A 25,365-nucleotide genomic window follows, 5' to 3' on the forward strand; every position below is an offset into this window, starting at 1 on the left:
GGCATGACCCGGCACATCGTGATCGCACCGGACTCGTTCAAGGGCACGGCGACCGCCGCGGAGGTCGCCGAGGCGATCGCCGAGGGGTGGCGGACTGTCCGGCCCGATGACCTCCTGCAGTCGCTCCCGATGGCCGACGGTGGCGAGGGCACGCTCGACGCGTTCGCGGCAGCCGTTCCCGGCGCTCGTCGGCACCCGATCACGGTCACCGGCCCGGTCGGCGACCCGGTGGACGCCGAGTGGCTCGAGTTGCCCGACGGTTCGGCGGTCGTGGAACTCGCGCAGACGAGCGGCCTCACCCTCCTCGACCCCCTGCAACCGTTCGCGGCGCACACCGTCGGCTTCGGTGAGGCGATCGCGGCCGCGCTGGACCACGGTGCCCGACGGCTGCTGCTCGCGATCGGCGGAAGCTCCAGCACGGACGGCGGAGCCGGGCTGCTCACCGCGCTCGGGGCGCGGCTGATGAACGCCCACGGGGGACCGGTTGCCACTGGCAACGCCGGACTCGCGACGCTCCGCGACATCGACACCGCCGGACTCCGCGCGCTGCCGCCGGACGGCGCGGTCATCCTCAGCGACGTGACCAACCCGCTGCTCGGCGACCGCGGTGCCGCTGCGGTCTTCGGTCCGCAGAAGGGTGCGACTGCCACCGACGTCGCCGTCCTCGACGCGAACCTGGCGCAGTTCGTGACCCGCGCTGCGGTCGCCTTCGGCTCGGACCGCACGGAACGCGCAGCGGTCGAACCCGGCGCCGGTGCCGCGGGCGGTGCGGGCTACGGGCTCCTGCTGTGGGGCGCCACCGCCACCTCGGGCGCGCGCGGCGTCGGTGAGGCGATCGCCCTCCCGGAAGCGGCCGCGACGGCGTCGATCGTGATCACGGGCGAGGGCCGCTTCGACGACCAGACGGCCGACGGCAAGGTCGCCTCCTGGGTCGCCGGGCTCGCGGCGGACCGGACCATGCTCGTCGCCGGGGCGATCCAGGCGCCCACCGAGGGGATCTTCCTCGCGGCGGCATCGCTCACGGAGCTGGCCGGCGGCGTCGAGGCGGCGATGGCCGAACCGCTCGTCCACCTGCGTGCGGCAGGGGCGGCACTGGCCACCCGGTACCGCCCCTGATCACCTCACCTGGCGGTGACGTACGTCATGCGGTGACGTCGATGAGGACCTTCCCGACCGTGTCGTCCTCGACGGCGGCGTGGGCCGCAGCCGTCTCGGCGAGGGGGAACACCGTCAGCGCCAGACCGTGGTCTTCGCCGACGTCGAGCGCGCCGTCCTCGATCGCGGCGGTGATGTCCTCGGCCGCGGCGTGGAGCGCGGCGTCGCCGACCGTGTAGAGCAGCATGAACTGCAGCCGCGTGTTGAGCCCCATGTGCGGACGGATGTCGAGCGTGATCGAGTCCCCGCCGTTGTTGGCGTAGCTGACGATCGTGCCGCGCGGGGCGAGGACCGCCTGGTCGAGGGGGAGGTTCTGCGCGATAGCGACCTCCACGACGAGGTCGACGCCGTCGGGTGCCACCTCGCGGATCGCCGCGGCGGTGTCGCCCTCGCGGTAGTTGACGACGTGGTGCGCTCCCGCGGCGGTCGCGAGGCGGGCCTTCTCGTCGCTACTGATGGTGCTGATCACCGTCGCGCCCGCCCAGCGCGCGAGCTGGATCGTGGCGTTGCCGACGGCCCCGGCGCCGCCCTGGACGAGGACCGTCCGGCCGTCGAGGGCTCCGGGGGCGAGCCGGGTCGGGCCGTCCTGCGCGACGGTGAGGGCGCGGTGCGCGGTCATCGCGGGGACACCGAGGCTGGCGCCGAGTTCGAATGACGCGGCGTCGGGCAGGGGGACCACACGGGAGACGGGCTGCACCGTGAACTCCTGGGCCGTGCCCAGCGGGCTCTCGTGCGCGGCGAGGAACACCCAGACGCGGTCGCCGACGGCGAAGGTGGTCGCCGCGTCGCCGGCAGCGGGGCCGACCGCGTCGATCACGCCGGCACCGTCGAGGTTCGGGACGACCTCGGGGAAGGGCATGCCACCCGAGGGGCCGCCGCCGCGCCTGGTCTTCCAGTCGGTCGGGTTGACGCCGGAGAACGCGAGCTTGACGCGGACCTCGCCGGGGCCGGGCTCGGGGAGCTCGCGCTCGACGAGGTGCAGGACGGACGGGTCACCGTTGGTGGAGTAGACGATCGATCGCATACCGGGGCCAACGTCTCCGCCCCGCGGAAGATTCCGCGGAGGCACTTCGACAGGCTCAGTGACCGGGGGGGCTTAGCGACCGGGGAAGGATTACTCGGTGACCGGGGAGGAGATACCCGTTCCCTGAGCTTGTCGAAGGGCCCCCGGGGTGGCGTTGCGGGTCTGAGGGCTTCGGCGTGTGGCACTTCGACAGGCTCAGTGACCGGGGGATGTTCGCTCAGTGACAGGGTGGCGCTCGGTGACCGGGGAGGAGATACCCGTTCCCTGAGCTTGTCGAAGGGCCCCCGGGGTGGCGTTGCGGGTCTGAGGGCTTCGGCGTGTGGCACTTCGACAGGCTCAGTGACCGGGAGAGGTCGGCTCAGAGACCGGGAGGGTTCGGCCCACTGACCGGGGAGGAGATACCCGTTCCCTGAGCTTGTCGAAGGGCCCCCGGGGTGACGTTGCGGGTCTGGGGGCTTCGGCGTGTGGCACTTCGACAGGCTCAGTGACCGGGAGGGGTCGGCTCACTGACCGGGGAAGGCTCAGCGACCGGGGAGGAGATACCCGTTCCCTGAGCTTGTCGAAGGGCCCCCGGGGTGGCGTTGTAGGTCGGGAGGCTTCTGCGTGTGGCACTTCGACAGGCTCAGTGACCGGGAGAGGTTCGCTCGGCGACCGGTGCCGCCTCAGGCTCGGGCGGCGTACTGCTCCCGGGCGATCCCGGACGCGTCCGCAGCGACCGCGTCCGCCTGGTCGGCGCCGTCGCCGGCCCCCACCGCAGCCCACGCCGGGCGAGTACCACTCAGTGCCCAGGCCGCCTGCACTGCGGCGCCGTCGGCGACGTACTCCCCGGGGGCCGGCACGACGACCGGCACGTCGAAGACCTCGCGAGCGATCGCCTGCACCGCCGGGTTCTGCGCCGCACCACCGATGAGGAGGACCCGTTCCGCCGTGACGCCCTGCGCGAGCACCGCGTCGAGGCCGTCGGCGAGTCCGCAGAGCAGCCCCTCGATCGCCGCCCGGGCGAGGCCCTCGCGCGTCGTCGACTCCAGGGTCATGCCGAAGAGGGTCGCCGTCGCGTCCGGCCGGTTCGGGGTGCGCTCGCCCTCGAAGTACGGCTGGAGCACGAGACCCCGTGCCCCGGCCGGGGCCTCGAGCGCGAGTCGACCGAGTTCCGTGTGGTCGACGCCGAGCAGCGCGGCCACCGCGTCGAGGATCCGGGCGGCGTTGAGCGTCGCGATGAGCGGGAGGAACGCGCCGTCGGCCGAGGCGAACCCGGCGACGGTGCCCGAGCTGTCGCGGACCACGGCCGGCGTCACGGCGAACACCGTCCCGCTCGTGCCGATCGACACGACGACATCGCCGGCCGTCGCCCCGAGCCCGAGGGCGGCTCCCGCGTTGTCGCCGGCACCCGCCCCGATGACGGTGTCCGGCCCGATGAGGCCGCCGTCGACACCGGTCCCGGCGGACTCCTCCGGCGCGAGCACGCGCGGGAGGATCGCATCGTGGCCGAGCGCTGCGACGAGCAGCTCGCGGTCGTACTCGCCGTCGGCGGGGGACCAGTACCCGGTACCGGAGGCGTCGGAGCGGTCGGTCGTCAGTTCGGCGAGGTCCGCGCCCAGTGGGCTCTCGTCGGCCGGACCGAAGCCGCGCAGACGCCAGCTCAGCCAGTCGTGGGGGAGCGCGACGGCGGCGACCTCGGCGGCGTTCGCGGGTTCGGCGTCGCGCAGCCAGCGCAGCTTCGTGATCGTGAAGGAGGCGACGGGGACGCACCCGGTCCGCTGGGCGAGTTCCGCAGCGCCGAACTCGGCGATGAGGTCCGTCGCGGCCTGCGCGCTCCGGGTGTCGTTCCAGAGGAGTGCCGGACGGATGACGCGTCCGTCGACGTCGAGCGCGACCATGCCGTGCTGCTGGGCCGCGACCGACACCGCGGCGACATCGGCCAACCCGCCGGCGGCGGCGGCCGCCTCCTGCAACGCCTGCCACCACGCGGTCGGGTCGACCTCGGTGCCGACGGGGTGCGCCGCGCGTCCTTCGCGGACGAGCGCTCCGGTCTCGGCGTCGCGGATGACGACCTTGCAGCTCTGGGTGGACGAATCGATGCCGGCGACGAGCGTCATCGCTCTCCCTGTTCTCGGTGGTGGGCGGTCGGGTGACCGCCGGGTCTGCTGTGGGGTGGAACGCGGAACGGCGTTCCGCCCCCGATCCTCTCGGATCAGGAGACGGAACGCCAGGTTCGCGGGTGTCGGTTAGCGCGCGCCCATGAGGTGGTCGACGGCCAGCTGCTGCAGGCGGACGAACCCGAAGCCCTTGCCGCCGAAGTAGGCGTCGGCGTCGAAGTCCTCGTAGGACGAGCGATCGGCGAGCAGCTGCTCGACGGTCTCGCCGGGGTTGAGCGTCGGCTCGCGCAGCTCGGGCACGCGGGCGGCGGCCAGCGCCTCCTGCACCTCGGGGTCGGCGCGGAACGCCTCGGCGCGCTCCTTGAGCAGCAGGTACATGCGCATGTTGGCGGCTGCGGAGTCCCATACGCCCGTGATGTCCTCGGTGCGGCTCGGCTTGTAGTCGAAGTGACGCGGGCCGTCGTACGCGGGGCCGCCGTTCACGCCACCGTGCTCGAGGAGGTCGACGAGCGAGAACGCGTTCTGCAGGTCGCCGTGACCGAAGACGAGGTCCTGGTCGTACTTGATGCCCCGCTGGCCGTTGAGGTCGATGTGGTAGAGCTTGCCCTGGTAGAGCGCCTGGGCGATACCGGCGGTGAAGTTGAGGCCCGCCATCTGCTCGTGGCCGACCTCGGGGTTGATGCCGACGAGCTCCGGGCGCTCGAGGGTCTCGATGAACGCCATCGCGTGGCCGAGCGTCGGGAGCAGGATGTCGCCGCGGGGCTCGTTGGGCTTCGGCTCGATCGCGAAGCGGATGTCGTAGCCCTTGTCGGTGACGTAGTCGCCGAGGAAGTTGACGGCCTCGCGGTAGCGCTCGAGCGCCGCCTGCACGTCCTTCGCGGAGTCGTACTCGGCGCCCTCGCGGCCGCCCCACATGACGAAGGTCTTGGCGCCGAGCTCGGCGGCGAGGTCGAGGTTGCGGAGCACCTTGCGGAGGGCGAAGCGTCGGACGGCGCGGTCGTTCGAGGTGAAGCCGCCGTCCTTGAAGACGGGCGCGCTGAACAGGTTGGTGGTCACCATCGGCACGATGACGCCGGTGTCGGCGAGCGCCTGCTTGAGGCGGTCGATCTGCTTCTGGCGTTCGGCGTCGGTCGAGCCGAAGGCGAAGAGGTCGTCGTCGTGGAAGGTGAGGCCGTAGGCGCCGAGGTCGTTCAGGCGGGTGACGGCCTCGACCACGTCGAGGTCGGGGCGGGTGGGGCCACCGAACGGGTCGGTCCCGTTGTAGCCGATCGTCCAGAGGCCGAAGGAGAACCGGTCGGCTTTGGTGGGGGTGAGGCTCATGCGTGCAAGTCCTTCAACGTCGTTGGTGAGCGGATGATTTGTTGTTAACAACAACTTATAGTCGAGACTAGCAGATCGTCGGCCTCGCGTCACCGGTCGGGTGTCGCGAAATATTTCGTTAGCATGGGCAGAACTTCTCGCTGCAGAGACGGCCGTCCGGCCCGACGGAGAGGGATCGGAGGACTCGGATGAGCGACGACCTCGCGGTGCAGGCCGCCGGATCCGGCGGCGTCGGCGGGCGGGCCACCCTGTCGCGCATCGCCAGAGAGGCCTCCGTGTCGGTCTCGACCGCCTCGAAGGTGCTCAACGGGCGACCGGGGGTGTCGCCGGACACCCGGGAGATCGTCGAGCGACTGCTGGACCGCCACGGCTACAGTCGCCGCGGTGCCGAGCTCGCGCAGGGCTCGCTCATCGAGCTCGTCTTCGAATACATCGACAGCTCCTGGTCGCTCGAGATCATCCGCGGTGTCGAGAAGGTCGCGCGCCAGCACGGCATGAGCGTCACCCTCACCGAGACGGGCGCCCGGCGTTCGACCGGCGAGGGCTGGGTCGAGAGCATCATCTCGCGGAAGCCGGTCGGGGTCATCCTCGTGTTCTCGGACATCGACCCGGCGTACCGGCGCCAGCTCCACACGCGCAACATCCCGGTCGTCGTGGTCGACCCGGCGGGGGACCCTGGCCCGGAGGTGGCCGCCATCGGCTCCACGAACTGGTCCGGTGGGATGGCCGCGACGCGCCACCTCATCGAGCTCGGACACCGCAGGATCGGCCTGATCTCGGGCCCGCAGGACCTCATGTGCTCGCGGGCACGGGTCTCGGGCTACCGGTCCGCGCTCGAGGAGGCCGGGATCCCGCTCGACGAGACGATCCTGCGCCGCGGGGAGTTCATCCCGGAGGCCGGACGCGTCCTGGCGCTCGAACTGCTGCAACTCGAGGATCGGCCGACCGCGATCTTCGCCGGCAACGACATGCAGGCGTTCGGCGTCTACGAGGCGGCGCGCTCGCTCGGGATATCGATCCCGGAGCAGCTGTCGGTCGTCGGGTACGACGACGTCCCGCCGGCTAAGTGGGTCGGTCCGGCCCTCACGACCATCCGGCAGCCGCTCATCGAGATGGCCGAGGAGGCCACCCGCCTGGTGCTGAAACTCCGGTCCGAGACGGTCGACAACATCCGCCTCGACCTCGCCACCTCCCTCGTCGTCCGGGGTTCGACCGCAGCCCCGCCCACCCCGTAGCCCGCGAACTGTCACTCGCCGCTCGTCCCGGCGGACGGGACTGTGTCGGAGTGACAGTTCGCGGGCAGGGGTGGGGATGGGCGGACGCGAAAAGTTTCCAATGCGGGAGAGGGAAGTTGCGGGCAGACAGGCGGCGGGGCTAGCTTCAGGGCACCGCAGCGAAGCGATCCGGAACCCCGGGGCCGCAGCTGCGCGAGCAGCTCGGGAGCGTTGCACATGGCGGGAAGCGGACGGCCGGAACTCCGGGTCGCGATGATCGGATACGGCTTCATGGGAGCCGCGCACTCGCAGGCCTGGCGCACCGCACCGCGCTTCTTCGACCTCGACGCGGAACCGGTCATGGCCACGATCGTCGGCCGCAATCCCGAGGCACTCGAAGCGGCCCGCGTGAAGTTCGGCTGGGAGTCGGCCTCGACCGACTGGCGGAGCGTCATCGCCGACCCGTCCATCGACATCGTCGACGTCTGCACGCCCGGCTCATCGCACGTCGAGATCGCGATCGCCGCCCTCGAAGCCGGCAAGCACGTCCTCTGCGAGAAGCCGCTCGCCAACAGCGTCGAGGAGGCGGAGCTGATGGTCGCCGCGGCCGAGGCGGCGAGGGCTCGCGGCGTCCGCTCCATGGTCGGCTTCAGCTACCGTCGCGTGCCCGCCATCGGGTACGCCCGCCAGCTCATCGCGGAGGGCGCGCTCGGCGACGTCCGTCAGATCCGCGCCCTCTACCTCCAGGACTGGCTGAGTGATGCCGAGGGGCCGATGACCTGGCGCCTCGACAAGGACCAGGCCGGCTCCGGCTCGCTCGGCGACATCGGCGCGCACGCCATCGACCTCGTGCAGCACCTGACCGGTGCCCGACTCGACGCCGTCAGCGGGACGCTCGCCACCTTCGTCACCGAGCGACCACTCCTCGGCGAGACCGTCGGCCTGAGCGGGACCGCCTCGGAGGAACGCGGCGCGGTCACCGTCGACGACGCCGCCTGGTTCACCGCGAAGCTCACGGGCGGACTCGCGGACGGCGCGATCGGTGCCTTCGAGGCCACCCGCTACGCGACCGGCCGGAAGAACGCGCTCCGCATCGAGCTGAGCGGCTCGCGCGGAGCCATCGCCTTCGACCTCGAGCGGATGAACGAGCTCGAGGTCTACGACGCCACCGCTCCCGCCGGCAAGCAGGGCTTCACGCGCATCGTCGTCACCGAGCCGGAGCACCCGTACATGGCCGCCTGGTGGCCGACCGGCCACGGTATCGGCTACGAGCACCCGTTCTCGCACCAGGTGCGGGACCTCGTCCAGGCCATCACCGGCGGCACCGATCCCGAGCCGTCCTTCGCCGACGGTCTGCAGGTCCAGCGGGTCCTGCGCGCCGTCGAGTCGAGCGCCGCGAACGGCAGCGCCTGGACGCCCACCGACTGATCCGTCCCCATCGCACCATCAGCAGCAGCACCCACCAAGGAGAGAACGCAATGACGCTTCGTACTTCATCCCGCCGTCGGACCCGACTGGCCGCAGTCGCCCTCGGCGTCTCAGCCCTCATGCTCGGCGCGACCGCCTGCTCCAGCGGCGGTGGCGCGCCGAGTGGCAGCGCCACCCTCTGGGGCCTCACCGGCACCGACGAGGACACCGTCCTCGGCCCGTCGCTCAAGGAGTGGAACGGCGCCAACGCCGATGGCCAGATCGCCGCGACCTACTTCCAGAACGACGCCTACAAGACCAAGATCCGCACCGCAGTCGGCGCAGGCAGCGCTCCGACCATCATCTACAGCTGGGCCGGCGGAACCCTGAACTCCTACGTGGACGCGGGCAAGGTCGCCGACATCACCTCGGAGACCGCGGACGCCAAGGGCAAGTTCCTCGAGTCCGTCTGGAACCAGGGCGTCATCGACGACAAGGTCTACGCGGTGCCGATGAACGCCACCACGCCGATCATGTTCTATTACAACAAGGACGTCCTGAAGGCCGCCGGCGTCGAGGTCCCGACGAACTTCGACGAGATCGTCGACGCCATCCCCAAGCTCAAGGCCGCAGGCGTGGCCCCGTTCTCACTCGCCGGTGCCTCCAAGTGGCCGTCGCTCATGTGGGAGGAGTACCTCGTCGACCGCGTCGCCGGACCCGAGGCCTTCAACAAGATCATGGCCGGTGAAGCCGACGCGTGGAGCGATCCCGGCATCATCGAGGCGAACGAGAAGATCCAGGAGCTCGTGAAGGCCGGCGCGTTCGTCGACGGCTACGCCTCGGTCACGGCCGACAGCAACGCCGACGTCGCCCTGCTCTACACGGGCAAGGCAGCGATGATGCTCCAGGGCGCCTGGGTCATGACGACCTTCAAGCAGCAGGCGGCCGAGTTCGCCGAGAAGGGTCTCGGCTACACGACCTTCCCCGCCGTCACCGGTGGCAAGGGCGACCCGTCGAACATCGTCGGCAACCCGTCCGGGTACTTCTCCATCTCCGCCTCGGCGACGAAGGAGCAGAAAGCCAGCGCGCTGAAGTACCTCACCGAGGGTGTGTTCGACAAGGGCTACATCGACCGCATGGTGAAGGCCGGCCAGGTGCCGCCCATCACCGACATCGACGCGGAGATCGCGGACGCCGGCGGCGACTTCGGCACGACCGTCTACGACCTGACGAAGAACGCCAAGAACTTCCAGATGTCGTGGGACCAGGCGCTCCCGCCGGCACAGGCGACCGCGCTCCTGACGAACCTCGACCAGCTGTTCAACCTGCAGATCACCCCGCAGGAGTTCTCCGACAACATGAACAAGACGATCGGACAGTGATCTCCCGATGACCGTCACCCGTCCATTGAACGGGGCCCGAGGGGCCGGTGCGGCAGCGATGCGCCGCCGCACCGGCCCCAGTGGCTGGATGGTCGCGCCGGCGCTGGGCTTCTTCCTCGTCTTCGCGATCATCCCGCTCATCGTCGCCCTGTACCTGAGCTTCACCCGCTGGGACGCGATCACCGACCCCGCGTGGGTCGGCCTCGACAACTGGGCTTCCGTCCTCGTCGACCCGGTCGCGATCGACGCCCTCGTCCTGACCCTCAAGGTCATCGTGATCTCCTGGATCGTCCAGACCCCGATCAGCCTGCTGCTCGGGACCTGGACCGCCGGCAAGCAGCGCAACCGGGCCGTGCTCGGCGCGATCTTCTTCCTGCCGCTCCTGCTGTCGTCGGCGGCGACCGCCATCGCGTTCAAGGCGATCCTCGACCCGAACTTCGGCCTGTCGGCGTCGCTCGGCATCCCGTTCCTCAAGCAGGACTGGCTCGGCAACCAGCAGCTCGTGCTCTTCGTCGTGATCTTCATCATCGCGTGGCAGTTCGTGCCCTTCCACACGCTCCTGTTCCAGGGTGGCGTGCGGCAGATCCCGGCGTCCCTCTACGAGGCGGCCGAGATCGACGGTGCTGGGACGGTCAAGCAGTTCTTCCACATCACGCTCCCGCAGCTGCGGTACACGCTCGTGACGTCGTCCACGCTCATGATCATCGGTTCGCTCACCTACTTCGACGTGATCTTCGTGCTCACCGGCGGCGTTCCGAGCGCCGGCACCCGCATCCTCCCGATCCTCATGTACGTGACGGGCTTCTCCGCGAGCCAGTTCGGGCAGGCGAGCGTCATGGCGATCATCCTGGCCGTCATCGGTCTCGCCATCGCCCTGCTGCTCACCAAGCTGAGCGGCTTCGCCAAGATGGACAGTCAGCAGGAGGGCCTCTGATGTCAGCGACGAACCCACTCACGAAGCCCGGCGCGCTGCCGACCGGGAGCCTCGACACGGTCAGCGTCTCGACCGCCGGGTCCAAGCGTGGACGCCCGGGCGAGCACGAGACGCGAGGCAGGCGCCCCCGCGGTGCCCGCCGCAAGCCGAACATCATCGGCGGTATCGGCGCCTGGATCTGGCTGCTCATCATCGTGCTGCCGATCTACTACATCGTCATCACGAGCGTGCGCCCGCAGGCCGGGTTCTTCTCGAGCAACCAGCTCATCCCGCCCACCGACCCGACCCTCGATGGCTACGCCCTCGTCCTGCAGAGCGACTTCTTCCTCTACCTCGGCAACAGCGTCATCATCACCATCGCGAGCGTCGCCGTCACCGTGTTCGTCTGCCTCATGGCGTCGTACGCGATCGTGCGCACGAACTCCCGGTTCACGCGGGGAGCGTTCTCGTTCTTCCTGCTCGGCCTCGCGATCCCGCTGCAGGCGACGATCATCCCGCTGTTCTACATGCTCAGCAAGGCGGGACTCTACGACACCCTCCTGGCGCTGATCCTGCCGTCGATCGGCTTCGCGGTGCCCGTCACCGTGCTCATCCTGTCGAACTTCATCCGCGACATCCCCAAGGAGCTGTTCGAGTCGATGACCGTGGACGGGGCGTCGAGCTGGCGGACCCTCGTCTCCCTCGTACTCCCGCTCGCCCGGCCGGCGATCGTCACCGTCGCGCTGTACAACGCGCTCAACGTCTGGAACGGATTCCTGTTCCCACTCGTGCTCACGCAGTCGCCGAGCAACCGGGTGCTGCCGTTGTCGCTGTGGACGTTCCAGGGCTCGTTCAGCGTGAACGTGCCGGCGGTGCTCGCCGCCGTGGTGTTGTCGACCCTGCCGATCTTCATCCTGTACCTGTTCGGCCGACGCCAGTTGATCAGTGGCATGACCGCCGGCTTCAGCAAGTAGTGCTGATCGCGAGCCGACCAATGACCGAACCATCCCCTGAGAGGAACACATGACTGACAAGCAGGCGCTCGTGGTGCGAGGCGGCTGGGACGGGCACATGCCCGTCGAGACGACCGCGGCCTTCATCCCCTTCCTGGAGGCGAACGGGTTCACCGTCCGCGTCGAGGACGGGACCACCGTCTACACGGACACCGACTACCTCGACACGGTCGACCTCATCGTGCAGATCAACACGATGAACACCATCGAGCCGGAGGAGTTCGCCGGCTTGCAACGCGCCGTCCTGAACGGGACGGGCATGGCCGGTTGGCACGGCGGGATCGCGGACTCGTACCGCAACAACGCCGACTACCTCCACATGATCGGTGGCCAGTTCGCGCACCACGCCGGCAAGGACCCGGCCGAGCGGACGGGGGAGCAGTCCGACAACTACATCCCCTACACCGTCCACATCACCGAGTACGGCCGGACGCACCCCATCACGGAGGGGATCGAGGACTTCGACCTCGTCACCGAGCAGTACTGGGTGCTGAGCGACGAGTACAACGACGTCCTCGCGACGACGACGCAGGAGGTGCGGCCCTGGGACGCGTGGAACCGTCCCGTCACGGCGCCCGCCATCTGGACGCGGCAGTGGGGGAAGGGCAGGATCTTCGTGTCCGCTCCCGGCCACCGCATCGAGATCGTCGAAGACCCGAACGTCCGCACCATCATCGAAAGGGGCCTGCTGTGGGCAGCTCGCTGAACGGAGTGTCCGAGACCGCCGGGGGATCCGTCCTCCGGGTCGGCGTCATCGGCGTCGGCAACATCTCGAAGCAGTACTTCGCCGAGTTCCCGAAGCTGCCGAACCTCGAGCTCGTCGTCGTCGCGGACCTCGACCTCGCCCGCGCCGCGGAGGTCGCCGCCGAACAGGGCGTGCGGTCGTCGAGCGTCGACGAGCTGCTCGCCGACCCCGAGGTCGACGTCGTCCTGAACCTCACCATCCCGGCCGCGCACGCCGAGGTCGCGCTCCGAGCCCTCCAGGCCGGCAAGCACGTCTACGGGGAGAAGCCGCTCGCCCTGTCGACCGCCGAGGCGCGACCGGTGCTCGAGCTCGCCGCGGCGAAGGGCCTCCGCGTCGGCAGCGCACCGGACACCGTCCTCGGGTCGGGCGTCCAGACGGCGCTCGCCGTGCTCGACAGCGGTGCCATCGGTCGGCCGATCGCCGCGGCGGTCGCCTGGAGCGCTCCGGGCCACGAACTGTGGCACCCGGCTCCCGCGTTCTACTACCAGCCGGGTGGCGGGCCGCTCCTCGACATGGGACCGTACTACCTGACGAGCCTCGTGTCGTTCTTCGGTCCCGTCGTGCGGGTGTCGGGGGCGGTCGCGCGGTCGGATCGCGAGCGCTCTGTGGCGACGGGCGCGCTGGCCGGGACGCCGATCCCGGTGCACGAGGAGGTCGACACGCACGTCACCGCGATCCTCGAGCACGCGAACGGGGTGGTCTCGACCGTGACGGTCTCGTTCGAGGTGTGGGCGAGCCGCGTGCCGCTCTTCGAGGTCTACGGTACGGGCGGGACGGTCGCCGTGCCCGACCCGAACCGGTTCTCGGACCCGGTGGAGATCGCGACGGCCGACGACCGCACCTGGCGTGCCGTCCCCGACAGCGCAGGCTTCGTCGACGCCGGGCGCGGGGTGGGCCTGTCGGACCTGGCCGAGGCGATCGAGCAGGACCGACCGCATCGGGCCTCGGGCGACCTCGCGTTCCACGTGTTGGAGATCATGGAGGCGATCATCGTCGCCGGTCGTGAGCACCGCGTCGTGGAACTGACGAGCACCGTCGACCGTCCGGCACCCGTGGCCCGCGAACTGTCACTCCGGCACAGTTCCAGCCGCTCGGACTAGCGCCGAGTGACAGTTCGCGGGCAGGGGGAGGGTTAGCGGGCGACCGGGATGAGGAGGACGTCGGTGAGGGTGCCGTCGGTGACCCGCGCGGTCATCATCGTGCACTCCGGTTGACGACGGCGGTCTGTCGGCGAGCCAGGGTTGAGCAGGCGCAGACCAGCTGGCGAGACCGAGTCCCACGGGATGTGGCTGTGTCCGAAGACGAGGACGTCGGTGTCGGGGAAGGCCTCGTCGGCCCGTCGCTCGCGACCGGTCGCCGCCCCCGTCTCATGGACGACGGCGAACCGCAGCCCGTCGACCTCGAAACGCGCGACCTCGGGGAGACGCGCGCGGAGTCCGGGGCCGTCGTTGTTGCCGAAGACACCGACCAGGCGGGCGGCCCGGGCCTCGAGGGCGTCGAGGGTCGCCTCGTCGACCCAGTCACCCGCGTGGACGACGACGTCCGCTGCGTCGACGGCAGCCCAGACCGCGTCCGGCAGAACCTTCGCCCGCTTCGGCAGGTGGGTGTCGGCGAGGAGGAGCAGCGAGGTCGGCATGTTCCCACGGAAGCGGATCGCGCCGACGCCGTCAACCGGGTGGTGCTCCCGCGCCCGTCGACCTGCTCGGCGACCGGGCCGCGGACCGCCGTTCACGGACACTCCCGCAGGAGGGGCGACTAGGGTGATCCCATGCCCGCAACCGACCTTCGTTTCTCCGGGAGGATCGCCGGCTACGGCACCACGGGCGGCGTCCGCATCGTCCTCGGGCTCTGGTCCACCTCCCCGTTCGGCTCCTTCGCCGACGCGATGATCGAGGACTCCCGCGGCAAACGCCTGCTGCTCGCGCCGACGCAGGAGATCGCCGACTTCATCTCCTCCACGTACACCTTCGACGACGTCGAGATCGGCACCGTCGGCTGGACGCGTCTGCCGACGGGGCTCCGCTTCGTGGGCGGTCCGCTCGACACGACCCTCCGGATCGGTGGGAGCTCTCCGCTCGGCCGGGCGCTGCGGGTCGTCCCCAAGCCGGTGGCCGTGAACCCTGTCTGGCTGCAGACCATCGACCCCCTCGCCCGCGTGCTCCAACCCGGCGCCCGGACGGCGGGCTCCGCCGGCAACGGTCGACGCGAGTACTACGGCGTGACCGGCGCTCGCCGCATCACCGCCGCCACCGCGAGCTGGTCCGGTGCGGACCTCGGCACCCTCGCCAGACTCGACCCGCCCGTGCGCTTCGGCTTCGGCTCCGCGCCGGCCGACCCGCACCTCGTCGACATCGTCACCACGGTCCGCCAGCCCGCGTGAGCTGCTCCGGGGTCGCGCAGCTCACCATGTAGCCCGTGTCGGCGTCGCGGCAGGAGATCCGCGCGGTGGCAGGACGCTCCTCAGCCGGACGTCCTGCTGCCGAGCCGACCTCCTGCTGCCGCACCATTGGGTGTTCAGCCCCGGCGGACCATCCAGACGTCGACCTCGTCCTCGCGTTCGAGCGTGAAGCCGTGGCGCTCGTAGAGGCGGCGGGCCGGGCTGCCCTGCAGCACGTTGAGACGGAACGGGCGCGGGTCGCCGTCGTCGGCCAGGAGCCGCGCGAGCACCGCGGTGCCGAGGCCCGCGCCCTGGTGTTCGGGTGCGAGGTAGAAGTGCTCGAGCCACCGCTCGTCGGGTTCCGGACGGAGGGCGACCAGCCCGGCCGTGATGCCCTCGACCTCGATCACCGAGGTGTGCTCCGGGCGATATCCGTCGAGGAAGCGACGGCGCACGCGGGTCTCGTCGTAGCGACCGAGGCGCTCGAGGTCGGGCCGCATGACGACGGCGCGCAGCTCGGCCATCCAGGTCGAGTCGTCGATGGTGGCGGGGCGGAGTGTCCAGGCGGCGGGCATCCGTCCAGTCAACCATCCACGGCCGGAGGCGGGTGAACCGCCGCGTGCCTGGATAGGGAACACTGGAGGGATCGAGCAGAGGGTGTGCGTGTGAGCGAGTCGACAGCGGTCGGGGCGGGTCCGGCGGGCGGATCCGGCATGGGGAGCGGACTCGACTCGGTGCGCCGTCGCAACCTCGGGCGGATCGTCGAGCTCGTGCACCAGGGCGGGGTGCAGTCGCGGTCGGCGCTCACGAAGGCGACCGGGCTCAACCGGTCCACGGTCGCCGCGCTCGTCACGGAACTCGCCTCGACCGGCATCGTCACGGAGTCGGTCCCGGTGGGCGGGCAGGGAGTCGGCCGGCCGTCGCCACTCGTCTCGGCCGGCCCACGAGCCGTCGCCTTCGCGGCGAACCCGGAACTCGACGCGATCACGGTGGCGGCCGTGCGACTCGGCGGCGAGGTCCTCGAGCGCGTGCGTCGCGAGGTCGACACGACACCGACGGCGGCCGAGGCGACGGCGATCATCGCGGAGCTGGTCGCGGAACTCGCCGGCCGCCTGCCCGACGAGGCGCGCGGTGGCGGTGGGATCGGCCTCGCGATCCCCGGTCTCGTCCGGGACGCCGACGGGGTCGTCCGGCTCGCACCGCACCTCGGGTGGGTCGACGAGCCACTCGTCGAACGGCTGCGTGCCGCGACCGGTCGTGCGGTGTTCGCGGCCAACGACGCGAGTCTCGGCGCTCGGGCGGAGCGGACCTTCGGGGCTGGACGCGGCATCGACGACCTCGTCTACCTGAACGGTGGCGCGAGCGGTATCGGTGGTGGCATCATCGCCGGTGGCCGACCCGTCGGTGGTGCGCGCGGGTACGCGGGGGAGTTCGGTCACACCTCGGCGACGGCCGCCGGCAACGCACTCGAAGACGCCGTCCGACGCAGTGAGCTGCTCCATGTCGCCGGCCTCGCCGCCGGGGACGACGCGGTCCTCGAAGCGGCGCTCGCCGAGGGCATCGCGGCCGATCCGGCGGGGGCGATGCGGGAGGAGGTCGTGCGGCAGGCCAGGACGCTCGGACGGGCGCTCGCCGGGACGGTGAACATCCTCGACCCCGAACTCGTCGTCCTCGGTGGGCATCTCGGGATCGTGCTCGAACTGGCGTCGGAGGAGCTGCACGACGCGGTCCGTGAGCGGGCGCTCGTCCCGCCGTTCGAGGACGTTTCGATCGTGCGCGCGGAACTCGGCCAGGACCTCCTGCTCATCGGTGCCGCGGAACTCGCCTTCGATCGACTCGTCGCGGACCCCGCCGCCTGGTGATCGTCGCCGTGAGTGCTGTCGGCCTGGTGGTCAGCGCGGTGCGCTGACGCGAGACGTACTCACCCGGCGTCGGCGCGGTGCGCTGACGCGAGCTCGCCCGAATCGGCGTGGGCGCGGGGCGTGGACTCGGGCGCGGGTCTCCGGAGGGGCGCGCTCACGCGTGTGACCCGCGCTCGTGTCAGCGCACCGCGCTGGCGCCACCACCACACACCACACAAGACCACCAGGGGTCAGAAGGCCGGGCGACCCGTCGACTTCCGTACGATGAGCTCCGGCTCGATCGTTCCGCGGTAGCCGACGGCGTCGACCTCGAGGTTGCCGAGCAACCGCGCGACACAGCGACGCCCCAGCTCGTCGAAGTCCTGCCGCACGGTCGTGAGCGGTGGCCAGAAGTGCGGTGCCTCCGGGATGTCGTCAAACCCCACGATCGACACGTCCCGGGGCACGTCGTACCCCTCGTCGCGGATCGCATGGATGAGGCCGAGCGCCATCTGGTCGTTCGACGAGAAGATCGCCGTGAAGTCGCGCACCCGCATGAGTTCGATCCCGGCGCGATACCCGAAGTCGGCAGTCCAGTCACCGAGGATCGGGGCGGTCGTCGGCACATCCTGCGCGCTCATCTCGGCGAGGAACCCGTGCATGCGCGCCTCCGCCTCGATCCAGTCCTGCGGTCCGGCGAGATGGTAGATGTTCCGATGCCCGAGCTCGATGAGGTGCCGCGTCGCCAAGCGTCCACCGGCGACCTGGTCGACGCCGATCGAGTGGTCGTCGAGGTCGCCGCCGGACTGCACCGCGATGAACGGCACCCGCACCTGCAGCTCCTCGATCGCCCGGAACACCCGGACCTGCGGCGCGATGACCACGATGCCGTCGACCGACTGCGCGAGCAGATGCTCGACGGCGGCGACGATCGACGCGTCGGAGACGTCGGGCAGGTTCGCCGTGCTGACGAGGTAGCCCGCGTCCTTGCTCGCGTTCTCGATGGCCTGGATCATGCTCGCCGGACCGTACTGCGACCGCTGGCTCGCAAGCACGCCGATGGTCCGCGACCGACTCGTCACCAATGCCCTGGCCGCCCGGTTCGGACGGTAGTTGACCTCGTCCATGACGGCGAGGACCCGGTCGCGGGTGGAGTCGCGGATGCTCGGGTGGTTGTTGAGCACTCGCGAGACCGTCTGGTGGGAGACCCCGGCCAGGCGCGCGACATCACGGATATTGGGGGCTCGCCCCCGTTCGGCGTCGTCGCTCACGGATTCCTCGGACCTCGATGTGCACGGTCACATTTCGTGCTGCACCCATTATGCACACGCCTCAGGCCCCCGGCGGATCGGGTCCCCCAGGGCGCGTGGAGCCACAGAGGGGTCCGCGACGGTACCGTTGGGGGATGGATACCGAAAGCGTCGCCCGCGTCATCGAAGCCACCGACTTCTCGGGCGTCGTGCTCGTCAAGCGCGGTGACGAGACGCTCTTCGAGGCCGCCCGAGGCCTCGCCTCGCGGGAGCGCGACGAGCCCATCACGCTCGAAACCCGCTTCGACACGGCGTCCATCACGAAGCTCTTCACCGCCGCCGCCGTGCTCCAGCAGGTCGACGCCGGACACATCGACCTCGACGAGTCGATCCACGAGTACGTCGACCTCGACGGCACCACCATCCGCCGCGACGTCCAGCTGCTCCACCTGCTCACCCACACCTCGGGCATCGCCGACGACGCCGACGAGACCGCCGGCGAGAGCTACGACGACCTCTGGGCCGAGCGCCCGGCCTCGTCGATCCGCGAGACCGCCGACCTTCTGCCGCTCTTCGCCGACAAGGAGCCGCTCGCGGCCCCCGGCGAAGAGGCGAACTACGTCAACGCGGGCTACGTGCTGCTCGGGCTCGCGCTCGAGGGCGTGACGGGGCTGCCCTACCGCCAGCTCATCGAGCAGCAGGTCTTCGCGCTCCTCGGCATGGACCACTCGGGCTTCGTCGACCGCCGGACGGGCGAGCCCGGCCTGGCCGAGGGCGGCGACGTCGACGACGACGGCGTCTGGCACTCGAACGCCGACGCCTTCCCACCGCTCGGCGGTCCGGACGCCGGTGCGCAGTCCACCGCGGGCGACCTCATCACCTTCCTGCGCGCCGCCCGCGACGCGAAGATCCTCACCGCCGAGCTGACCGAGGAGTTCACCTCCCCGCAGATCGAGGTCGACGAGGAGATCTCCTACGGCTTCGGCTTCGAGTTCGACGTCGACGAGGACGGCCAGGTGCGATCGATGTACCTCGACGGTGTCAACCCCGGCGCGAGCGGCATCGTCCGCACGTACTTCGGCCCGACCGCTGCCGAAGCCATCGACGTCGTCGTGCTGTCGAACTCCGAGGACGGCGCGTGGGACGTCATCCGCGCGATCGACGCCGAACTCTAGGCGTCCACAGGGATCGCCCGGGCACCTCCCCGGGTTCCGGGCACGCCGATCGAGGCGTATTCGCGCCCCCGGCACGTGCCCGCGCGGGCCCACTGAGAGCGCGACCATGCCCCGACAGTCACCGGTTATGAAAATGAGACCCATCCCGACTTGACATCAGGTGGAGGTCTGGGGCTATCGTGTGACACACAATGTGAACGGTCACATTCGGAGTGACGAGGAAGTCGACGTGGGAACGAAGCGCAATGGAGCGAGCAGGTCGGCGATGAGCCGCCTCCCGATCCACGGCACCGATCGATCCGACCACAGCTCCCTCTCGGCCCGGCTCTCCGCCGGCCACCTCTCCCTGCACCCTCGCCGGCATCACGACGAGGCGTCCGCACCCGCACCCGCGAACGCCACGTAGCCGACGAGCGGCCTCGATGAGCTGGACACATCGAAGCCGACAGACCTGCGCATGACAATGACGTCCAAGCAACTCCCTAGGGAAGGAACCACACAGTGAAGAAGAGAATGCTCCTCGCCACGCTGGCCGCAGGCACGATGGTCGTGTCGCTCGCCGGCTGCTCCGGCGGCGCAAGCGGCGGATCGGGCGGCGGCGAAGGCGACGGCAAGCTCGTCGGCGTCGCGATGCCCACCAAGAGCTCCGAGCGCTGGATCCAGGACGGCAACGCCGTCAAGGAGCAGCTGGAGAAGGAGGGCTTCAAGGTCGACCTGCAGTACGCCGAGGACGACATCCCCACCCAGGTCTCGCAGATCGAGAACATGATCACCAAGGGCGCCTCCGTCCTGATCATCGCCTCGATCGACGGCACCACGCTCACGAGCGTGCTGCAGGAGGCCAAGGACGGCGACATCCCCGTCATCGCCTACGACCGCCTGATCCGCGACAGCGAGAACGTCGACTACTACGCGTCGTTCGACAACTACAAGGTCGGCGTGCAGCAGGCCAACTCGGTCCTCAACGGCCTCGGCCTCGTCGACCTCGAGGGCAAGCCCACCGAGGGCGCACCCGCCGGTCCGTTCAACATCGAGATGTTCGCCGGCTCGCCCGACGACAACAACGCCACGTTCTTCTGGGACGGCGCTCAGGACACCCTGAAGCCGTTCATCGACGCGGGCACCCTCAAGGTCGCCAGCGGCCAGACCTCCTTCGAGCAGGCTGCAACGCTCCGTTGGGACGGTGAGACCGCGCAGAAGCGTATGGAGAACATCCTCACGTCGACCTACTCCGACGGCAGCAAGGTCAACGCGGTCCTGTCGCCCTACGACGGCATCTCGCGAGGCATCATCTCGGCGCTGACCGACGCCGGCTACTCGGTGGGCGACGGCTGGCCCGTCATCTCCGGCCAGGACGCCGAGCTCGACTCGGTCAAGGCCATCGAGTCCGGCGAGCAGTACGCGACCATCTTCAAGGACACCCGCCAGCTGGCGAGCGAAGCCGTCAAGATGGCCGTCGCCGTGCTGAACGGTGAGAAGCCCGAGGTCAACAACACCGAGGACTACGACAACGGCAAGAAGGTCGTCCCGTCCTTCCTCCTCGAGTCGCAGATCGTCGTCAAGGACAACATCCAGGAGGTCCTCGTGGACTCCGGTTACTGGACCGAAGACGAGATCAAGGGCTAGTCAGTCCTGCAACACCCCTTTCGACAGGCTCAGGGAACGGAATCACTTCCGATCCCTGAGCCTGTCGGAGGGCCCGGTTCAACGACGATCACCTGTAAGGAGACACGGTGTCAGGCGAGACCACGAGCATCCTCGAGATGCGCAACATCATCAAGACCTTCCCCGGCGTCAAGGCCCTCTCGAACGTCACGCTCGATGTGCAGCGCGGTACCGTGCACGCCATCTGCGGTGAGAACGGCGCCGGCAAGTCGACGCTCATGAAGGTGTTGTCCGGCGTCTACCCGTTCGGCACCTACGAGGGCGACATCGTCTTCGAGGGCGAGACGATGGAGTTCAAGGACATCCGCGACTCGGAGTCCAAGGGCATCGTCATCATCCACCAGGAGCTGGCCCTCAGCCCCTACCTCTCCATCGCGGAGAACATCTTCCTCAACAACGAGCTGAAGGGGCCGCTCGGCCTCATCGACTGGAACCGCACCAACCAGGAGGCGGCAGCACTGCTCGCCCGGGTCGGCCTGCGGGAGAACCCGACGACCAAGATCCTCGAGATCGGCGTCGGCAAGCAGCAGCTCGTCGAGATCGCGAAGGCCCTCTCGAAGCGCGTGAAGCTCCTCATCCTCGACGAGCCGACCGCCGCGCTGAACGACGAGGACTCCGACCACCTGCTCGACCTGATCCTGCACCTCAAGGAGCAGGGCATCACGTCGATCATCATCAGCCACAAGCTCAACGAGATCAAGAAGGTCGCCGACACCGTCACGGTCATCCGCGACGGCAAGACCATCGAGACGATCGTGAAGAACGACGTCACCGAAGAGCGCATCATCAAGGACATGGTCGGCCGCGACCTCGAGCACCGCTACCCGGACCACACGCCGAACATCGGCGAGGAGATCCTGCGCGTCGAGGACTGGACCGCCCACCACCCGCAGGACCCGACCCGCGTGATGGTGGACGCCGTCAACCTCAACGTCCGCGCCGGTGAGATCGTCGGCATCGCCGGCCTCATGGGCGCCGGACGCACCGAGTTCGCGATGAGCCTGTTCGGTCAGTCGTACGGTAGCCGGATCAGCGGCAAGGTCTTCAAGAACGGCACCGAGATCCGCACCCGGACGGTGTCGGAGGCGATCGACAACGGCCTCGCGTACGCGACCGAGGACCGCAAGTACTACGGCCTCAACCTCATCGAGGACATCAAGCGGAACATCTCGATGGCCTCGCTGAAGAAGCTCGAACGCGGCGGACTCGTCAACGACAACGAGGAGTACAAGGTCGCCGAGGAGTACCGGAAGAGCATGAACATCAAGGCTCCGAACGTGCTCGCGAAGACCGGGAAGCTCTCGGGCGGCAACCAGCAGAAGGTCGTCCTGTCGAAGTGGATCTACTCCGACCCCGACGTCCTCATCCTCGATGAGCCCACCCGCGGCATCGACGTCGGTGCGAAGTACGAGATCTACACGATCATCAACCGCCTCGCCGCCGAGGGGAAGGGCGTCATCGTCATCTCCTCCGAGCTCCCCGAGCTCATCGGCATCTGCGACCGCATCTACGCCCTCAGCGAGGGCCGCATCACCGGCGAACTGCCGATCGAGGAAGCGAACCCCGAAGCGCTCCTCAAACTCATGACCATGGAGAAGCCCCGCTGACGCGGGCGCGGACGGATCGAAGGAGAACCGCAATGTCCGATCTGGACACCAAACCCACCGTCCCGGCAGGCGACGGCACCGCCGCCGGCGGCCTCGTCAACCCGGCCACCAACCGCTTCACGAGCTGGCTGACCCACATCCTCAGCGACCTCGGCAAGAACGGCATCTTCATCGCCCTTCTGCTCGTCGTCGTGTTCTTCGCCGTCATCACCGACGGCATCCTGCTGCGGCCGCAGAACATCTCCAACCTGATCGTGCAGAACGGGTACATCCTCGTCCTCGCGATCGGCATGGTGATGGTCATCATCGCCGGCCACATCGACCTGTCGGTCGGTTCCGTCGCGGCCTTCGTCGGTGCGGTCTCCGGTGTGTTCGCCGTGCAGATGCAGATGCCGTGGTGGATCGCGATCATCCTGTCGCTCGCCATCGGCGCGCTCGTCGGTGTCTGGCAGGGCTTCTGGATCGCCTACGTCGGGATCCCGGCGTTCATCGTGACACTGGCCGGCATGCTCATCTTCCGCGGCCTCGCACTCGTGGTCCTCGGCAACGCCAACATCGGTTCCTTCCCGGCGGAGTACCGCGCGCTCGGCAACGGCTTCCTGAACGACGTGTTCGGTGACTTCCCGATCGACCCGCTGACGCTCGGTATCGGCGTCATCGCCGTCGTCGGCCTCGTCGTGCAGCAGGTCCGCACGCGCCTCGGCCGTCAGAAGTACGGCCAGGACACCGAGCCGTTCCCGTGGTTCGTCGCCAAGCTCGTCCTCATCATCGCGGGCATCGGCTTCTTCGTGTACGCCCTCGCCGCGTACAAGGGCATCCCGGTCACGCTCATCGTGCTGGCCGTCCTCGTGCTCGTCTACGGCATCGTCATGAACCGCTCGGTCTTCGGCCGCCACATCTACGCGATCGGTGGCAACCGTCACGCCGCGGAGCTGTCCGGTATCAAGACCCGCAAGGTCGACTTCTTCCTGTTCGTCAACATGGGCTTCCTCGCGGCGCTCGCCGGCCTCATCTTCACGGCCCGCCTGAACCTCGCCGGTCCGAAGGCCGGTGACGGCTTCGAGCTCGAGGCGATCTCCGCCGCCTTCATCGGTGGAGCCGCGGTGCAGGGTGGCGTCGGTACCATCGGCGGCGCGATCATCGGTGGTCTCATCATCGGTGTGCTGAACAACGGCATGTCGATCATCGGCCTCGGCATCGAGTGGCAGCAGGCCGTCAAGGGCCTCGTGCTGCTGCTGGCCGTCGCGTTCGACGTCTACAACAAGCGCCGCAGCGGCGGACGCTGATCCCGAGGTCCGCGACAGCGGAACCCGGATCGATCCGACGCATGGACATCCACCACGGAGGCGAGAGCACCGGCGACCTGGCCGGTGCCCTCGCCTCCGTGCGTGGTGGCGAGGAGACCGCTGAGCGCGAGTCCTCATCGGCCCCGCCAGCGGCGCTCGCGATCCTGCGGGACGGTCGGCCGCTGCTCGAGGTGTCCGTCGGTACGGTGCACGCCGTGCTCGGACCGGTCTCCACGCTCCGGCACCTGATCGCGCGGTTGTCCGGGACGTCTCCCGCCCCGCGCGGCGCGGCCAGGGCGTCCGGTTCTGAGACGGTGCTCGTCGCCGGCAGGCCGGCGCGGTTGTCGTCCCGGGCTACGTCGAGTGCCTCCGGGGTGGCCGTCGTGACGGCCGGGCAGGCCATCAGCTGGTCGCAGACCATCGGTGAGAACGTGCTGCTCGGGTCCGAGCGTGCGGCGGGACTGCGGGAGACGGTCATGCGCCTCCTCCGAGGACCGTCCGCCGACGGGACGTCCGTGGGGCAGAGCGATGCCGCGCGGATCCACCGCGCCCTGAGTATCGTCGGGCTCGACCGGTCACCCGCGGACTCCGCCGGTGCCCTGTCCGTCGTGGAGCGTCGGCTCGTGGAGCTGGCCAGGGCGGTCGCCGCGGAGGCGTCACTCATCGTGATCGACGACAGTGGCCCCGCACTTCGAACGGACGAGGTCGAGCGCTGGCGGCAGGCGATGGTCGAGGTGGCCCGAGCTCCTCGAACCGCTGCCCCTGCACCCGGCATCCTGCTCGCGACCGGGGCCGTCACCGGGCTCGCGCGGGTCGCATCGACGGCGACTGTGCTCGCCGTCGGCGGTGCCCCGTCGCCCTCGATCCGGCTGACTCCCGACGAGGGTGAACGCGAGGTGCTCGAAGCCTTGGCCGCCGGGCTGGGCGGCGTCGACGCGTTCCATCCGGTTGCCGGCGGATCATCGACGTCGGACGGTGCCGCGGTGGTCGCGTCATCGGTGACGGCTGCCGGCCTCACCGTCGAACACTGGACCGCGAGCCACCCGGCGGACCCTGAACGGATCGTCGTCGACGACCTGTCCTTCGCCTGTGCGCCGGGGGAGGTGCTCGGGCTGTTCGGTCCGCCGGACTCCGGTGCGGGGGAGGTGCTGCTGAGCGTCTTCGGTCGGTCGTACGGCGCACGGACCCGTGGTTCGGTAGCGCTCGACGGTGCGGTGGTCGACGTCTCGACGACGGACCTGGCGCGCGCCGCGGGGGTGCTGTACACGACGGAGCACCCGATCCGCTTCGACCTCTCCTTCCTCGGCGGGGTGCCGTCGAGCGTCTCCCCGGACGCCCTCACGAGGATGGTCAGGCTCGGTGTGGCCGACCCGCGCCGCGACTACCGGGCGACCACCGTGCCGAGCGGCCTGGTCGCCGCACTCCCCGGCGTGCACCGCGGGCCGGACGCCGACCAGTTCACCGAGTCGCTCCGGATCATCGCGGACACGGGGGCGCGCGCCGTGCTGCTCGCCGAACCGTTCGGTCGGGCGGGCGCCCCCGGCTCCGAGGACGGACGTCGGCGGGCTGAGCGGTGCGCACTGATCCGTTCGCTCGCGGCGTCCGGCCGGGCGGTCGTCGTCTCGAGCGAGGACCCGGCGGCGCTCGCGGCCGTCTGCGACCGGGTCGTCGCCGTCCGCGCGGGCCGGATCGTGGGGACCGTCGGCGCTGCTGACGCGCCGGATTCCGAGCCGCTCGACGCACGCGCCGTCATCGAGGCGATGGGCGGTTTCGCATGAGTCGCGATCGCATCGTCCTGTCCATGGCCACGGCAATATACAACGTTGTACACTGGAGCGCGGCCCAGCCCTGATCCACCCGGCCGAGCAGCCGCCCCCACCCGCTTGCACCACAGC

22 protein-coding genes are annotated in these 25,365 nt (G+C 69.7%); 16 read left to right on the forward strand and 6 right to left on the reverse strand.

Translation table 11 applies throughout. The features are described from left to right. Positions 1-3 precede the first annotated feature (3 nt). A complete protein-coding gene (locus tag ITJ66_RS15455) occupies positions 4-1,116 on the forward strand; it encodes a glycerate kinase (protein WP_194645176.1) in 1,113 nt (370 codons plus the stop codon). 25 nt (positions 1,117-1,141) lie between these two features. Here ITJ66_RS15455 and ITJ66_RS15460 read toward each other — a convergent pair whose 3' ends face one another. The 3 genes from ITJ66_RS15460 to xylA form a co-directional block, all read right to left on the reverse strand. After that, positions 1,142-2,179 carry an NADPH:quinone reductase gene (locus ITJ66_RS15460; protein WP_194645177.1) on the reverse strand — a complete coding sequence of 346 codons (1,038 nt, stop codon included), beginning with the start codon at positions 2,177-2,179 and terminating at the stop codon, positions 1,142-1,144. Positions 2,180-2,841: 662 nt separating this feature from the next. Next, positions 2,842-4,275, reverse strand: a complete 1,434-nt coding sequence (xylB, locus tag ITJ66_RS15465) for a xylulokinase (RefSeq protein ID WP_194645178.1) — start codon at positions 4,273-4,275, stop codon at positions 2,842-2,844. A gap of 129 nt (positions 4,276-4,404) precedes the next feature. After that, positions 4,405-5,595, reverse strand: coding sequence for a xylose isomerase (xylA, locus tag ITJ66_RS15470; RefSeq protein ID WP_064295008.1), 1,191 nt, complete (start codon positions 5,593-5,595; stop codon positions 4,405-4,407). 188 nt (positions 5,596-5,783) lie between these two features. Between xylA and ITJ66_RS15475 the strand changes: the two genes are divergently transcribed. The 7 genes from ITJ66_RS15475 (at position 5,784) to ITJ66_RS15505 (ending at position 13,369) form a co-directional block, all read left to right on the forward strand. Then, entirely contained in the window at positions 5,784-6,830 is a 1,047-nt protein-coding gene (locus tag ITJ66_RS15475; RefSeq protein ID WP_124769991.1) for a LacI family DNA-binding transcriptional regulator, read from the forward strand. A gap of 216 nt (positions 6,831-7,046) precedes the next feature. Next, positions 7,047-8,237 carry a Gfo/Idh/MocA family protein gene (locus tag ITJ66_RS15480; protein WP_124769990.1) on the forward strand — a complete coding sequence of 397 codons (1,191 nt, stop codon included), beginning with the start codon at positions 7,047-7,049 and terminating at the stop codon, positions 8,235-8,237. 50 nt (positions 8,238-8,287) lie between these two features. After that, entirely contained in the window at positions 8,288-9,598 is a 1,311-nt protein-coding gene (locus ITJ66_RS15485; RefSeq protein WP_124769989.1) for an extracellular solute-binding protein, read from the forward strand. 7 nt (positions 9,599-9,605) lie between these two features. Further along, positions 9,606-10,532 (forward strand): carbohydrate ABC transporter permease, encoded by a 927-nt coding sequence (locus tag ITJ66_RS15490; RefSeq protein WP_071258845.1) that lies wholly within the window; start codon positions 9,606-9,608, stop codon positions 10,530-10,532. After that, positions 10,532-11,485 carry a carbohydrate ABC transporter permease gene (locus ITJ66_RS15495; protein WP_194645179.1) on the forward strand — a complete coding sequence of 318 codons (954 nt, stop codon included), beginning with the start codon at positions 10,532-10,534 and terminating at the stop codon, positions 11,483-11,485. The genes ITJ66_RS15490 and ITJ66_RS15495 overlap by 1 nt, the downstream gene beginning before the upstream one ends. Before the next feature lie 49 nt (positions 11,486-11,534). Further along, positions 11,535-12,230: a ThuA domain-containing protein gene (locus ITJ66_RS15500; protein WP_064295003.1), complete on the forward strand. Its 696-nt coding sequence runs from the start codon at positions 11,535-11,537 to the stop codon at positions 12,228-12,230. Further along, positions 12,215-13,369, forward strand: coding sequence for a Gfo/Idh/MocA family protein (locus tag ITJ66_RS15505; protein WP_370582678.1), 1,155 nt, complete (start codon positions 12,215-12,217; stop codon positions 13,367-13,369). Before ITJ66_RS15500 ends, ITJ66_RS15505 begins: the two co-directional genes overlap by 16 nt. Positions 13,370-13,401: 32 nt before the next feature. On the opposite strand, the gene ITJ66_RS15510 is transcribed toward ITJ66_RS15505, so the two are convergent. Further along, entirely contained in the window at positions 13,402-13,905 is a 504-nt protein-coding gene (locus tag ITJ66_RS15510; RefSeq protein WP_194645180.1) for a metallophosphoesterase, read from the reverse strand. Between the two features lie 132 nt (positions 13,906-14,037). On the opposite strand from ITJ66_RS15510, the gene ITJ66_RS15515 reads away from it, so the two are divergent. Then, positions 14,038-14,649: a hypothetical protein gene (locus ITJ66_RS15515; protein WP_064295001.1), complete on the forward strand. Its 612-nt coding sequence runs from the start codon at positions 14,038-14,040 to the stop codon at positions 14,647-14,649. Positions 14,650-14,783: 134 nt separating this feature from the next. On the opposite strand, the gene ITJ66_RS15520 is transcribed toward ITJ66_RS15515, so the two are convergent. Then, positions 14,784-15,221 (reverse strand): GNAT family N-acetyltransferase, encoded by a 438-nt coding sequence (locus ITJ66_RS15520; RefSeq protein ID WP_191941726.1) that lies wholly within the window; start codon positions 15,219-15,221, stop codon positions 14,784-14,786. A gap of 90 nt (positions 15,222-15,311) precedes the next feature. Here ITJ66_RS15520 and ITJ66_RS15525 point away from each other — a divergent pair, with 90 nt between their 5' ends. Beyond that, positions 15,312-16,508, forward strand: a complete 1,197-nt coding sequence (locus ITJ66_RS15525; RefSeq protein WP_370582679.1) for an ROK family protein — start codon at positions 15,312-15,314, stop codon at positions 16,506-16,508. A 230-nt stretch (positions 16,509-16,738) separates the two neighbouring features. Here the strand turns inward: ITJ66_RS15525 and ITJ66_RS15530 are convergent, their stop codons facing one another. Then, entirely contained in the window at positions 16,739-17,758 is a 1,020-nt protein-coding gene (locus ITJ66_RS15530; protein WP_064294998.1) for a LacI family DNA-binding transcriptional regulator, read from the reverse strand. Positions 17,759-17,892: 134 nt separating this feature from the next. Between ITJ66_RS15530 and ITJ66_RS15535 the strand changes: the two genes are divergently transcribed. The 6 genes from ITJ66_RS15535 to ITJ66_RS15560 all read left to right on the forward strand — a co-directional run bounded on the left by ITJ66_RS15535 (position 17,893) and on the right by ITJ66_RS15560 (position 25,248). Beyond that, positions 17,893-18,912, forward strand: a complete 1,020-nt coding sequence (locus tag ITJ66_RS15535; protein WP_194645181.1) for a serine hydrolase — start codon at positions 17,893-17,895, stop codon at positions 18,910-18,912. Positions 18,913-19,177: 265 nt separating this feature from the next. Beyond that, positions 19,178-19,318 carry a hypothetical protein gene (locus ITJ66_RS15540; protein ID WP_158596666.1) on the forward strand — a complete coding sequence of 47 codons (141 nt, stop codon included), beginning with the start codon at positions 19,178-19,180 and terminating at the stop codon, positions 19,316-19,318. A 107-nt stretch (positions 19,319-19,425) separates the two neighbouring features. Further along, a complete protein-coding gene (gene chvE / locus ITJ66_RS15545; RefSeq protein ID WP_079706775.1) occupies positions 19,426-20,538 on the forward strand; it encodes a multiple monosaccharide ABC transporter substrate-binding protein in 1,113 nt (370 codons plus the stop codon). Positions 20,539-20,675: 137 nt separating this feature from the next. Then, on the forward strand, positions 20,676-22,184 hold the full coding sequence (mmsA, locus tag ITJ66_RS15550) for a multiple monosaccharide ABC transporter ATP-binding protein (protein ID WP_064295024.1): 1,509 nt from the start codon (positions 20,676-20,678) through the stop codon (positions 22,182-22,184). Between the two features lie 32 nt (positions 22,185-22,216). After that, entirely contained in the window at positions 22,217-23,470 is a 1,254-nt protein-coding gene (mmsB, locus tag ITJ66_RS15555) for a multiple monosaccharide ABC transporter permease (protein WP_085512640.1), read from the forward strand. Positions 23,471-23,511: 41 nt separating this feature from the next. Further along, positions 23,512-25,248 (forward strand): hypothetical protein, encoded by a 1,737-nt coding sequence (locus tag ITJ66_RS15560; RefSeq protein ID WP_194645182.1) that lies wholly within the window; start codon positions 23,512-23,514, stop codon positions 25,246-25,248. Positions 25,249-25,365: the final 117 nt, after the last annotated feature.

It is taken from the genome of Plantibacter sp. VKM Ac-2885 (assembly GCF_015351205.1).
Taxonomy (GTDB): domain Bacteria; phylum Actinomycetota; class Actinomycetes; order Actinomycetales; family Microbacteriaceae; genus Plantibacter; species Plantibacter auratus.